The following is a 13,192-nucleotide window of genomic DNA, read 5'->3' as shown; positions in this document are numbered from 1 at the left end:
TTTAAAATATTCACTTATTTAAATTAATGGATTAATTTTATACAGAAATACAAATAAAACAATCATCTTAAATTGAGCAATTGAAATGTCATATACAAATAAAAATAATTAACAGCAAAATAAATGTTGTTTTTTGGCAGTATGATGCGTAGGTTACTGAAATAAATAATAAAGGTTTATCTATACTAAATGTTTAAATCATTTTTTCCAAATCCCAAATGGTTTTTCGGATCACTCGTTCTGTGGTTTATTATTAACTGTGTACTGTGGTACTCGGGTGGCAACACTTGGGGGCAATATATAGGCTTTGCGCAAGGCTATTATGAGGCAGAATTGCCTATTAGTATTACGCGTTTCTGGTCGGCACAATTTTTGTGGTTTTATCTTTGGTTTTTTATATCGACTGCAATTTTTGCCATATTTTGGAAGCTAAAATCGAATAATCCTTGGCAAAGATGGTCTGTTTGGGGATCGGCATTTATTTTATTCAATATTTGGTTTTCGGTTCAAACCAGTTTGGTTTTAAATGCATGGTATAGCCCATTTTATGATTTGATTCAAAAAATGCTGGGTAGTGGTGGTGGAGATATTCATCAGCTATATGGTGAAATGACTTCGGTTATGTATATTTTGATGGTTTACGTTACCATTGCCGTATTAAATTTATACTTTGTTAATCATTACGTTTTCCGCTGGCGTATGGCAATGAATGATTACTATGCTGCACATTGGGAACGCTTACGCCATATAGAAGGTGCTTCACAACGTATTCAAGAAGATACGATGCGTTTTGCTAAAACGACAGAAACTTTGGGTGTGAGCTTAATTGAAGCGTTAATGACATTAATGGCATTTTTACCTGTTTTATATCAACTTTCAAATCATGTAAAAGTATTACCAATAGTAGGTGAAATCCCTCATGCCTTAATGTGGGCAGCAGTGCTTTGGTCTGTATTTGGTACAATTGTTTTAATTGCAGTTGGTTATAAATTGCCTGGTTTGGAATTTAATAATCAAAAGGTTGAAGCCGCATATCGTAAAGAATTGGTTTATGGTGAAGATGATGCAAATAGAGCCGATCCGCAGACTTTAACCGAATTATTTACTCATGTTCGTGTGAATTATTTCCGTTTATATTTTCATTATGCATATTTTAATTTAGTGCGTATTTGGTATATGCAGTTAGATAATTTATTTGGTTTATTTGTTTTATTCCCAAGTATTGCTGCAGGTGCCATTACTTTAGGTTTATTAATGCAAATTAACAATGTATTTGGAAAAGTGCGTGAATCTTTCCAATATTTAATTCAGGCTTGGCCAACGATTATTGAATTACTTTCAATCTATAAGCGTTTACGTGCTTTTGAAGCCACTTTGGATGATCAGTAATTTATGGATTGTTCATAATTAATATCATTCAAAATTAAACATTTTTAAAATAAGTTAAGATTTAGGTCTTAACTTATTTTTTTGTTTAATTTTTTCATAGGTTACATAGTCATAATAGGTATTTTGTTTGCCTTTGTGATACAAAGAAGTTAAATATTTTGGAATTAAAATAATGTCATCTCCTTTAAAAAATACGATTTGTAGAAAATTTTCTCGTGTGGGTTCATCTGCATTAATGGCAGTGGCTTTGTTGGGTTTGGCTCAAGTTGCAATGGCAAGTACAACTGTAGATAAGCTGAGTGATTGTTTGGTGAAATCGACGACCGATGCAGATAAGAAAACGGTTTTACAATGGACGTTTGTAGCGTTGTCTGCACATCCAGATTTACAAAGTTTTAGTCAAGTTACGCCTGAACAGAAAGATGGTTTGGATAAGAATTTGGCGCAAGTGTTACAGCGTATTTTGGTAGAGCAATGTTCTGCTGAAACCAAAGCCGTTATTCAAACTGATGGTTTGCAAGCGGTAGGCGATAGCTTTCAAAAATTAGGACAGGAAACAGGTGAGAAAATTTTAAAAACACCTGAAATTAAAGATCAATATAAAGGTTTAGTTCGTTATTTAGATTTGAGTAAGTTGGTAACGACTTTTTTAACGCCTGAATTGTTTAATAAGTTGGGCGTTTTACGTTAATTATTGTATTGAATAAACAGAAAAGATGATGCGTTGTTTGATCTATCTTTTCTGTTTATCTTAAATTACAAACAATGTTATCTAAGCCAATTAATCGTTAAATATTAATACGCTTTTTCCTTTGGTATGACCCTCTAGAATATCCGCATAGGCTTGTGGAGCTTGCTCAAATGGATACTGACGACTTACAGCCCATTTAATTTTCCCTTCTGCTACACCGTTTACAACATATTTTAAATTTGCAGGATTGCGTTTGACCCAAACGGGTTGAATTTTATTAGAACTTACTTTACGACCTGCAATCGTCCCCATAAATCCACCTGATTTTACGGTTTTAAGTGAGGCTTGCGTTGCATTTTCATTGCCAATCATGTCAATGGAAACATCAAATTTTTCAGGATGTATTGCTGTTAATCTTTCAACTAAGCCATCACCATAAACAACGGCTTTTGCGCCCAATTGTTGAATATATTCTTGGTTTTGAGCTGATGCAGTTGCGACGACGTTAATGCCTTTATTTACGGCTAGTTGAATTAGAATTGATCCAACACCACCCGAACCACCATGAATGAGTAGTGATTGTGCAGGGCCCATTTCATCTAAAATCGTCATTGCTGTTTGTGAAACGCCTGCCAAAGTTCCTGCAATTGCCCAATCGATATTGTTTGGTTTTTGAATGAGATTTCCGACAGGAACATCAATGATGGTCGCGTGGGTAAATGCACCGCCTGAACCAAGCACTTCATCGCCTACTTTCCATTGTGTTTGGTTGTCTGCAACTTCTGTAATGATGCCTGCGAATTCTGTTCCAAAGGTTTGGGGAAGTGCTGCGTGTTTGAATTCGCCTGTCATGCGACGTGCATCGATAGGGTTAATGCCTGATGCTTTGACTTGAATGCGTGCCATGCCTTTTGCTAGTTTTGGAAGTGTGTGGTTTTCTAATTCGAGTACGTCTGATTGTCCGTATGCATGCGCAAGAAGGATTGTTGTGTTCATGAGTTTTGCCTAATTCTTGAGTTATGTTTGTGATTATAGAAAGGCGTTTTGTGCAACTACAGTGCTAAAAATGGGACAGTGTTTTCTTGTTTTTTAATGGGTGGTTTTGAGTAATGAAAGATGGTTTAAATCAAACCTCAGCATAAGTTTTACAGAGAATAGAATAGGTGTGTTTACTTTTTATTTAAATAAGTGGCTATTTAAGCTTTAGTTGAAAAAAAGGTAGTAATTTACTAAATTTTTTGACTTTAATCGAAAATACGGGTGAGAAGGTGGAAAAATCCTTTGATTAGATACCAAACTCCTCTTATAAGAATGTTTATAAATAGTTCAAAACTAAAATCGATTAGCCATTTGAAAAATTGAAAGGTTGATCTTTTAAGCCACTTAATAGCCTTTATAAAAAGACGATAGGCATCAGATATAAGAATAAAAGGCGTTCTATATTTATATTTGCATATATAGTGATATGGCGCTTTTATAGAATGAAAAGGCACTTTTTTGCTAAATATAAATGAATATAGCCAAAGAATAAAAAGAATACCAAAGACGGATAATATAATTTGAGCTGTGGACATATTTATTAGAATAAAGTTTTGCGTGTATGGAATTTTAACTTAAATTTTAATAGTTCGGTTTTGAGTAATTCTTTTCATGTGATTCATCATTTTTATTGTTTTACCTCTCCCTAGCCCTCTCCTAGAAGGAGAGGGAATGTACATTACAAAATATATGATGGTATTTAATTGGTAATGAAGGCTCCTTCTCCTTTAGGGAGAAGGCGGGGGATGAGGGTATTTTGAATACGTCCTAAGTCTTCGAGTTTGGAGATAGAGGATAATTTTTTGATAGTCATGTTGTTTTTGGTGTGAAGTGTTTTGTTGATTGTATGTCTAAAATTTTAAAGTCTAAGTAATGATGCCCTCTCCTTAAGGGAGAGAGTTATCATTCACTCAATAGTTAGATTATATTAATTTTCTCAAATGAAAAATCTCTGTGAATTTTTAAATCATAAATTTGTTTTGCAAGTGTATTTAGATCAACATAATAAATATCATCTATATTGAAAGATGGAGTGGTTTTGCGTATTTGCTCATCGTCTTCTGCCCAAAACTGTAATGGGTAATCAGTTGAATTTAAATTGTTATAATAAATGATGATAGTATTGGTTATTCGTACTAAATACATCATAAGGCATCTAAAGATATGTTTTTTATAGTCAATATAGTCACCATTTCCATATTCGTATGGACAATGATCTAGCTTGACCCAAAATACAGCATAGCTCCTTAGGGCACTGTATATTTTGTTAAAATCAACGGTATCATTTATCAAGACAACTAAGTCTTTAACGATTCCTATAAATATATCAAATAGCATTATTAATTTACTATCAGTATTTTTATAATTGCTCTTTAGTGTTGAAAAGGAGTCTGAAAATCCGAGCAGCATTTCTAAGAAACTAGGATTATAACCAACATCATAAAATACATTAGGTAGATAGCTAGTATTATACCGAAAACTATTTTCACCTGAGTTATGATTAATGTAGGTGTTATACCAATAATCAAATATAGATGAATTTTGAGTTGTATTTTTTTGAAAGTGAAATTGAGGATAATATTTCTTTATAAGATCGGGGTATTTGTTTAATAATCCTATAATGTAATCCCACCCAACAACTGAAATTTTAAAACTATAATTTTTTGATAATTGTCGTGCATATTCCTGAATAGATACATCATTTGGAGCTGTTGTAGCTAAGATGAAATCACTAATAGGAGGAGTGAATTTTTTAGCTTTTTCTACTTCTTCTAATAATTCTTTTTCAGTAACGATATTTGTATTAAAAGTATTATCTTTACCTTTGCACTGTACTGCATGTAGTTTTCCTTCATATTCTCCAAAAACGTCAACTCCATGCTGTGATTGACCTGCCCTGCCATTTTTTTGGGTATTAATATCTTTCCATTCATATGCCCATAAATCACGGCATAAATCTTCAAATGTTGACCAATTTGCAACAGGTGGAATTTGATAATCATTTAATGGCATATTTATCTCTGATATCTAATGATTAATATAAAAAAACCTCGCATTAAGCGAGGTTTTTATCTCATGAAACCAACTAATTAGTCCATTATAAACCAATCAATTTCTTCATTAATTCATTTACTTGAGCAGGGTTAGCCTTACCACGTGACGCTTTCATCACTTGACCAACAAGACCGTTGAAAGCTTTTTCTTTACCCGCTTTAAACTCTTCAACCATCTTCTCGTTCGCAGCAAGCACTTCCTTAATAATCGCTTCAATTGCGCCTGTATCAGTTTCCTGTTTCAAGCCTTTTTCCGCAATAATTTCGTCCGCAGTTTTGCCTTCTTCCCACATAAAGCCGAAAACTTGTTTTGCAATCTTACCGCTAATCGTGTTGTCCACAATACGCGCGATCATACCGCCAAGTTTTTCAGCAGAAACAGGAGAATCTGTCAAATCTAAGCCTGCTTTATTTAAAGCACCAGAGAATTCGCCCATTACCCAGTTTGCAGAAACTTTACCTTGCGCAGCACCGCCCGCAGAAGCCACAACAACTTCATAAAAGTCTGAAAGCTCTCGAGTTAAAGTTAAAACGTGTGCATCGTACTCAGTTACACCAAAGTCCGCGACAAAACGCTCACGACGCGCTTTAGGTAACTCAGGTAACGCAGCACGAGCAGCTTCAACTTGCGCATCTGCAATAATTACAGGCAATAAGTCAGGGTCTGGGAAGTAGCGGTAATCGTTCGCTTCTTCTTTAGAACGCATAGAACGCGTTTCCATTTTCACAGGGTCGAACAAACGTGTTTCTTGGTCGATTTTACCGCCATCTTCCAAAATATCCATTTGACGTTCAATTTCAACATTGATCGCTTGTTCAATGAAGCGGAATGAGTTCAAGTTTTTCAACTCGCAACGCGTACCAAATTCATTACCCGGACGACGTAACGACACGTTACAGTCACAACGGAATGAACCTTCCGCCATGTTACCGTCAGAAATACCTAACCAACGCACTAAAGTGTGAATCGCTTTAATATAAGCAACGGCTTCTTCAACAGAACGCATATCGGGTTCAGATACGATTTCTAAAAGTGGCGTACCTGCACGGTTTAAGTCGATACCTGACATACCTTCAAATTGGTCATGAATCGATTTACCTGCATCTTCCTCTAAATGCGCACGTGTTACGCCAATGCGTTTAATGCCATCTTCAAGTTGAATGTCGATATGACCCAAGCCCACAATTGGGTTGTCCATTTGGCTAATTTGATAGCCTTTTGGAGAGTCTGGGTAGAAATAGTTTTTACGTGCAAATACAGAAGCTTGGTCGATGTAAGCATCAATACCCAAACCAAAGCGAATCGCTAAATCTACAACTTCTTTGTTCAATACAGGAAGTACGCCTGGCATTGCCAAATCGACAAGGCTCGCTTGTGTATTTGGATCATTACCAAAAATAGTCGATGAACCTGAGAAAATTTTAGTATTGGTTGCAAGCTGAGTGTGAATCTCGATACCAATAACCACTTCCCAACCATCAATTAAGTTAGATTTTGGTTGAGCCGCTTTTGTAGAATTGTTTTGAGCTTGAGCCATTATGCATTCTCCTCAGCAATTGCAGCGCGTTTTGTATGCCAATCGGTTGCTTGTTGGTACTGATGCACCACAGACAACAATTGAGATTCTGACCAGTAGTTACCAATTAGCTGTAAGCCAACAGGTAGGTTATCTTTATCAAAACCAACAGGCGCGTTAATTGCAGGTAAGCCTGCTAGGTTCACTGCGATGGTGTAAATGTCACCCAAGTACATTTCAACTTGAGATAAATTTGCACCAATTTTATAAGCCGTAGTTGGTGCCGCAGGAGCCGCAATCACATCTACAGATTCAAATGCTTTTAAGAAGTCTTGTTGAATTAAACGACGTACTTTTTGTGCTTTTACATAGTATGCATCGTAGTAACCCGCAGAAAGTGCATAAGTACCAATGAGGATACGTTGCTGAACTTCTTTACCAAAACCTTCAGAGCGTGAACGCTTGTATAAATCCATCAAATCAGCAGGATTTTCACAACGGTAACCGTAACGTACACCGTCAAAACGTTGTAAGTTAGAAGATGCTTCAGCAGGAGCAATAAGGTAATAAGTTGGAACATAAGCATCTGTCATGGTGAGATCAATCTCAACCAATGTTGCGCCCATTTCTTCTAACTTTTTAAGTGATTCTTCAACACGTGCTTTAACGTCTGCATCTAAACCTTGAACATTGAAGTACTGTTTAGGAATACCAATGCGTAAACCTTTAACCGATGTACCGTTCAAGTTCGCAACGTAGTTATCTACATCTTTTTGAATTGATGTTGAATCTTTAGCGTCATGACCTGCCATTACGTTCATGAGGTACGCACAGTCTTCAGCCGAACGCGCCATAGGACCACCTTGGTCTAAAGATGATGCATAAGCAATCATACCAAAACGTGACACACGACCATAAGTTGGTTTAAGCCCTGTAAGACCACAGAATGATGCAGGTTGGCGAATTGAACCACCTGTATCTGTACCTGTAGAAATTGGTGCTAAATCGGCAGCAACGGCAGCAGCAGAACCGCCAGATGAACCACCTGGAACACGATCAAGCGCCCAAGGGTTTTTGGTTGCGCCAAAGTAAGATGATTCACTTGTAGAACCCATGGCAAATTCGTCCATGTTTACTTTACCAAGTGTCACTAAGCCCGCAGCTTTACCTTTCGCTACAACGGTTGCGTCGTAAGGAGAGATAAAATTGTCCAGCATTTTAGAACCAGCAGTGGTTTTAATGCCTTGGGTACAAAAAATATCTTTATGTGCAATGGGCACACCTGTTAATGCTGTTGCATGACCCGCTTTAAGTGCAGCATCGGCAGCATCGGCTTGAGCCAAAGCTTGTTCAGGCGTAACCGTTACATAAGATTGAACTTGCGTATCAATTTTTGCGATACGTTTTAAATAATGTTCGGTAAGTTCTCGTGAAGAGAATTTGGCTTGTGCTAAACCCTCTGAAAGTTCACGAATCGATAAGCGATGTAAATCTGACATAAGAAGTATTCTTTACGTATATATGAAATAAATGGTTAAACTGAATAAAAAATTATTCGATCACACGAGGAACTAAATACAAGCCTTCCTGAACAGCAGGAGCAACGGCTTGATATTCATCACGGTGATTATTTTCAGTCACCACGTCTTCACGTAATGGTTGAGGATTGTCAAATGGGCTCTTTAATGGCTCTACACCGTCAGTGTTGATGCTCTTTAAAGTGTCCATCATTCCTAGAATTTTATTTAAACTTTCCGCGTATTCAGTAGATTGTGCGTCATTTAAAGAAAGACGCGCAAGGTGTGCAATCTGTGATACGGTTTGTGCATTTAAATCTTCAGAATGCTGTGCATCTGATGTAGACATAACATCACCTAAAATCAGTATTAAAAAAAATCAAAATATCATGCGATATAATAAGCGATTGACTTGTTCAAATCATCACATTTAGTTAAAGTTGTCGCTTGCGCTCACATAACGATTAATAGAGAACGACTCCGTGATTCTAAAACGACTAATTGGCTTGTTTTCACCAGACTTAGCCATAGACTTAGGTACAGCAAATACACTTATTTATGCACCAGGAAGAGGCATTATATTAAATGAGCCCACGGTTGTGGCGATTCGTCATAGTGGTTCTCAAAAAATCGTTGCCGCTGTAGGTCTTGATGCTAAACAAATGTTAGGTCGTACACCTGCTAACATTTCTGCAATTCGCCCAATGAAAGATGGTGTAATTGCTGACTTCGAAGTCACAGAAACAATGTTGAACCAATTTATTAGTAAAGTACATGAAAAACGCTTATTTCCACCAGCACCTCGTGTTGTGGTTTGTGTTCCATGTAAATCGACTTTAGTTGAACGTCGTGCAATTCGTGAAGCAGTATACAATGCTGGTGCCCGTGATGTACGTTTAATTGAAGAACCAATGGCTGCTGCTATTGGTGCAGGCATGCCTGTTGAACAAGCTTGTGGTTCTATGGTTGTAGATGTTGGTGGTGGTACCACTGAAATTGCAATTATTTCATTACAAGGTTGTGTTTACGCAGATTCACTACGTATTGGTGGTGATGTATTCGATGAACAAATTATTAACTATGTTCGTAAAGCGCATGGTTGTGTAATTGGTGAAACGACTGCAGAAAATATTAAAAAAGAAGTGGGTATGGCATTACCAGACGAAGGTGCAAAACCACTAGAAATTGAAGTTCGTGGTCGTAACCTTGCAGAAGGTGTACCTCGTTCAATTACTGTAACTTCTGACGAAATTTCACAAGCCATTTCAGATCCATTACAAAGCATTATTCAAGCTGTAAAATCTGCACTTGAACAAACGCCTCCTGAATTATCTTCAGATATTGCAGAGCGCGGTATTGTATTAACAGGTGGTGGTGCATTACTTCGTAACTTAGACAAACTTCTTGCACAAGAAACAGGTTTGCCTGTAGTTGTTGCAGAAGAGCCTCTTACATGTGTTACTCGTGGTGGTGGTAAAGTATTAGAATTATTCGATAATCCAAACCATGACATGTTATTTGTAGGCTAATAAAAGGAAAAGGCGGGTGCAAGCAAATCTGTTTTCAAGACAACCGCCATCTTTTCGCTCTTTTATCATTGCGGTAATAACGTGTTTGGTGGTGCTATTTTTTAACTGGCGTATGCCACACCTTGTTAAACCCGCAAGAGATGTCTTGTATACGGCATATAATCCTATATATGCCGTTGCAAGCTATCCCGTTTTGTCGAGCGAATGGCTAAGTCGACAAAGTAAGTCTGAGGCTCAATTGCGCCGTGAAAATACCGCGATGCAAGCTGAACTTTTACAGGCAAATGTACGCTTACAAAAACTTTCTGAACTTTCTGCTGAAAATACGCGTTTACGTGGCTTGTTAGATACACCACTTATTATTGATGGTCGTATGGAAATTTCAGAAGTGATTGGAACAGATGTAGATCCTTTACGTCATATTATTGTGATTAATCGGGGTTCAAGTAATCAGCTTAAAGTTGGTCAAACAGTTCTCGATGATAAAGGAATAATGGGGCAAATTATTTCTGTATTGCCTCGTAGTAGTCGTATCATGTTGTTATCAGACAAAGAACATTCATTATCGGTGCGTTTAGAACGTAGCGGTATGCGTGCAATTGTGTCTGGTACAGGTGATTTAGGGCTATTAAAAATGGAATATGTACCAACAAGCGCAGACATTAAAGTAGGCGAAAAAGTATATAGTTCAGGTTTGGGTGAGCATTTTCCAGCAGGATATTTAGTGGGAACAGTTGCAAAAGTGAGTCGACACAATACGGGAGAGTTTGCCCATATTGATGTTACACCTGCAGCACAATTGGCGGGTGGTCATCACGTTGTTGTGTTGTTTTCTAATTCTTTAGCGAAGGAGCAGCCAGATGCCATTCGCTAAGTTATCAACGAAAAAGCCAACAGATCCATTATTTCCTATTATATTTTCAGTTGTTATTGCCTCTGTATTGACTGTTTATCCATTATCTTATGATATTTCAGGTTGGCGCCCTGCATTTATGTTTATGGTGATGCTGTTTTGGGTGATGTGCCAACCAACATGGTGTGGCGTATGGTTTGCCTTTGCGACAGGTTTATTTGTTGATTTATTAATAGATGCACCTTTAGGTTTAAATGCTTTAAGTTTTGTATCTGTTACATTTTTTGCGCGTTACTTTACGCGTGAAAGGCGTGTACTTACATTTGCGAATCTATGGGTCATTGTAATATTGGCAATTACTGTACATATTGCATTTATCTTTATTCTGCAAATTTTATGGGGAATGAATTTCCAACTTGCACGTCATTGGCAGCCATTATTGAGTACAATTTTAGTTTGGCCAATTTTGTATTATCTACTGAAAAAATGGCGAATTTAATTTTAGCATCAAGCTCACCACGTCGACGTGAGCTATTACAACAACTCGGTTTGGACTTTCAAATTAATAGTCCAAATATCGATGAGTCTATCTATTTAAATGAATCTGTTGAGCATTATGTTGAGCGTTTAGCTTGTAGCAAAGCAGATGCAATATTCGAAGAATTTCCAAATGCCATCATTATTGCGGCAGACACAAGTGTTGCAGTAGATCATCATATTTTAGGAAAGCCAGAGTCTAAACAACATGCCTTTGAAATGTGGCATTTAATTTCAGGTCGTAGGCATGATGTTCTTTCTGGTGTGTGTGTACGTACAAAGCATAAAAAATTAAGTATAGTGGTACGTACAGAAGTTGAATTTCAAGAATTAACGCCACAAGAGATGGACGATTATTGGAATACAGGCGAGCCATTAGGTAAGGCTGGAGGGTATGCGATACAAGGGATTGCAGCTCGTTTTATTCCCAATATTATGGGTAGTTATACCAATGTTGTAGGCCTACCACTACATGAAACAGTACAGTTATTGCAGACAGTTAAGGTACTAAATTAATTGCTGAAAAAGAATTTTATAATGTTTTGAGTGTTGTTATGTCTGAAGAGCTGTTGATTAACGTCACCCCCATGGAATGTAGGGTCGCTTTAATCCAAAATGGGACAGTCAATGAGCTGTTTGTTGAACGAGATGCTAAACGTGGTTTAGTTGGAAATATTTATAAAGGCAAGGTCGTGCGTGTACTTCCAGGTATGCAAGCTGCTTTTATTGAAATCGGGTTGTCTCGTACCGCATTTTTACATATCAATGATATGATTTGGCCTAAAAATCAGCCTGCTCCAAATGTCTTTGACCTTTTACACGTTGGACAAGTGCTAACAGTTCAAGTAATGAAAGATATGTTGGGCACTAAAGGCGCGCGTTTAAGTACAGATCTTTCTATTCCTTCACGATATTTAGTGCTGATGCCTTACGGTAATCATACTGGTGTTTCACAGCGAATAGAGTCGAGTGAAGAGCGTGATCGTTTAAGAACAATGATTGAGCGTATTCAAGAGATACATCAACTTCCAGGTTCTGTCATTGTCCGTACCGCTGCAGATGGAGTCGAAGAAGAAGCTATTGCACAAGATATGGCTTATCTTGCAAAGCTTTGGGAGCATATTCAACGAAAGCAAAAAAGTATTACAGTTCCATCTTTAATTTTTGAAGAACTACCACTTCCTCAGCGTGTGATTCGTGATTTAGCCAATGAAAATACGTCTAAAATTCATGTAGATTCAAGAGAAGTTTTCTCTAAATTACAGGAATTTGTTGAAGAATTTGTGCCGAATATGCAGGATCATCTACTTCATTATCCGGGCGAACGCCCAATTTTCGATTTGTATAATGTTGAAGAAGATATTCAAAAAGCGCTTCAAACTCGAGTGGCATTGAAGTCTGGCGGCTATTTGATGATTGATCAGACAGAAGCCATGACCACAATTGATGTCAATACCGGTTCTTATGTGGGTGGTCGTTCATTAGAAGACACCGTATTTAAAACCAATATGGAAGCGACGCAAGTTATTGTGCGTCAATTGCGCCTGCGAAATTTGGGCGGCATTATTATTATCGACTTTATTGATATGCAAGAAGCACATCATAGAGATGAAGTGCTTTCTCAGTTTGAACGTATGTTAGAACGTGATCATGCCAAAACTAAAATTACTCAAGTTTCTGAGCTTGGTTTGGTTGAAATGACACGTAAACGCACACGTGAATCGCTTGAACATTTGCTTTGTGAATCTTGTCCTACCTGTCAAGGTCGAGGATATGTTAAAACAGCGGAGTCAATTTGTTACGAGATATTTCGAGAAATCATGAGATATGCTCGAGCATTTGAATCTCAGAGTGGCTTTACTGTCGTTGCGCATCCATCGGTGATTGATCGACTTTTAACGGCAGAAGCGACAGCAGTCGCAGATTTAGAGCATTTCGTGAATCGCGTTATAAAATTTCAAGTTGAAAATTTATATACGCAAGAGCAATACGATATCATTTTAAGCTGAAATTGTAACAAAATATCGTTAAACAGTTGTTACATCTCTGATTTTACTTTTAATTGTG

The 13,192-nt window shown here is 37.3% G+C and carries 12 protein-coding genes; 7 read left to right on the top strand and 5 right to left on the bottom strand.

What is annotated here, in order from left to right; all coding sequences use genetic code 11:
• Positions 1-189 precede the first annotated feature (189 nt).
• Positions 190-1,389, top strand: a complete 1,200-nt coding sequence (gene sbmA, locus GTK57_RS02100; RefSeq protein WP_163121070.1) for a peptide antibiotic transporter SbmA — start codon at positions 190-192, stop codon at positions 1,387-1,389.
• Between the two features lie 172 nt (positions 1,390-1,561).
• Positions 1,562-2,080 carry a hypothetical protein gene (locus tag GTK57_RS02095; RefSeq protein WP_163121068.1) on the top strand — a complete coding sequence of 173 codons (519 nt, stop codon included), beginning with the start codon at positions 1,562-1,564 and terminating at the stop codon, positions 2,078-2,080.
• A gap of 90 nt (positions 2,081-2,170) precedes the next feature.
• On the opposite strand, the gene GTK57_RS02090 is transcribed toward GTK57_RS02095, so the two are convergent.
• From GTK57_RS02090 to gatC, 5 genes are all read right to left on the bottom strand, one after another.
• Positions 2,171-3,076, bottom strand: coding sequence for an NADP-dependent oxidoreductase (locus GTK57_RS02090; protein ID WP_163121066.1), 906 nt, complete (start codon positions 3,074-3,076; stop codon positions 2,171-2,173).
• Positions 3,077-4,036: 960 nt separating this feature from the next.
• Positions 4,037-5,131, bottom strand: a complete 1,095-nt coding sequence (locus GTK57_RS02085) for a hypothetical protein (RefSeq protein ID WP_163121064.1) — start codon at positions 5,129-5,131, stop codon at positions 4,037-4,039.
• 85 nt (positions 5,132-5,216) lie between these two features.
• A complete protein-coding gene (gene gatB / locus GTK57_RS02080; protein ID WP_163121061.1) occupies positions 5,217-6,710 on the bottom strand; it encodes an Asp-tRNA(Asn)/Glu-tRNA(Gln) amidotransferase subunit GatB in 1,494 nt (497 codons plus the stop codon).
• Positions 6,710-8,188, bottom strand: coding sequence for an Asp-tRNA(Asn)/Glu-tRNA(Gln) amidotransferase subunit GatA (gatA, locus tag GTK57_RS02075; protein WP_163121059.1), 1,479 nt, complete (start codon positions 8,186-8,188; stop codon positions 6,710-6,712). Before gatA ends, gatB begins: the two co-directional genes overlap by 1 nt.
• A gap of 52 nt (positions 8,189-8,240) precedes the next feature.
• Entirely contained in the window at positions 8,241-8,555 is a 315-nt protein-coding gene (gene gatC / locus GTK57_RS02070; RefSeq protein ID WP_152872789.1) for an Asp-tRNA(Asn)/Glu-tRNA(Gln) amidotransferase subunit GatC, read from the bottom strand.
• A 133-nt stretch (positions 8,556-8,688) separates the two neighbouring features.
• Between gatC and GTK57_RS02065 the strand changes: the two genes are divergently transcribed.
• From GTK57_RS02065 to rng, 5 genes are read left to right on the top strand one after another with little or no spacing between them, the layout of a single operon-like run.
• Positions 8,689-9,735 carry a rod shape-determining protein gene (locus GTK57_RS02065; protein WP_163121057.1) on the top strand — a complete coding sequence of 349 codons (1,047 nt, stop codon included), beginning with the start codon at positions 8,689-8,691 and terminating at the stop codon, positions 9,733-9,735.
• 16 nt (positions 9,736-9,751) lie between these two features.
• Entirely contained in the window at positions 9,752-10,609 is an 858-nt protein-coding gene (gene mreC, locus GTK57_RS02060; RefSeq protein WP_163121055.1) for a rod shape-determining protein MreC, read from the top strand.
• The gene (gene mreD / locus GTK57_RS02055) at positions 10,596-11,087 is read left to right on the top strand and encodes a rod shape-determining protein MreD (RefSeq protein WP_152872790.1); all 492 of its coding nucleotides are present in this window, start codon (positions 10,596-10,598) and stop codon (positions 11,085-11,087) included. The genes mreC and mreD overlap by 14 nt, the downstream gene beginning before the upstream one ends.
• The gene (locus GTK57_RS02050; RefSeq protein ID WP_152872791.1) at positions 11,075-11,641 is read left to right on the top strand and encodes a Maf family nucleotide pyrophosphatase; all 567 of its coding nucleotides are present in this window, start codon (positions 11,075-11,077) and stop codon (positions 11,639-11,641) included. The genes mreD and GTK57_RS02050 overlap by 13 nt, the downstream gene beginning before the upstream one ends.
• A gap of 38 nt (positions 11,642-11,679) precedes the next feature.
• Positions 11,680-13,134 carry a ribonuclease G gene (gene rng / locus GTK57_RS02045; RefSeq protein ID WP_152872792.1) on the top strand — a complete coding sequence of 485 codons (1,455 nt, stop codon included), beginning with the start codon at positions 11,680-11,682 and terminating at the stop codon, positions 13,132-13,134.
• Positions 13,135-13,192: the final 58 nt, after the last annotated feature.

Origin of the sequence: Acinetobacter portensis (genome assembly GCF_010646905.1) — a bacterium.
Classification (GTDB): domain Bacteria; phylum Pseudomonadota; class Gammaproteobacteria; order Pseudomonadales; family Moraxellaceae; genus Acinetobacter; species Acinetobacter portensis.
The sequence above is the reverse complement of the archived record's forward strand: the minus strand, read 5'-3'. Positions and strand labels throughout refer to the sequence as shown.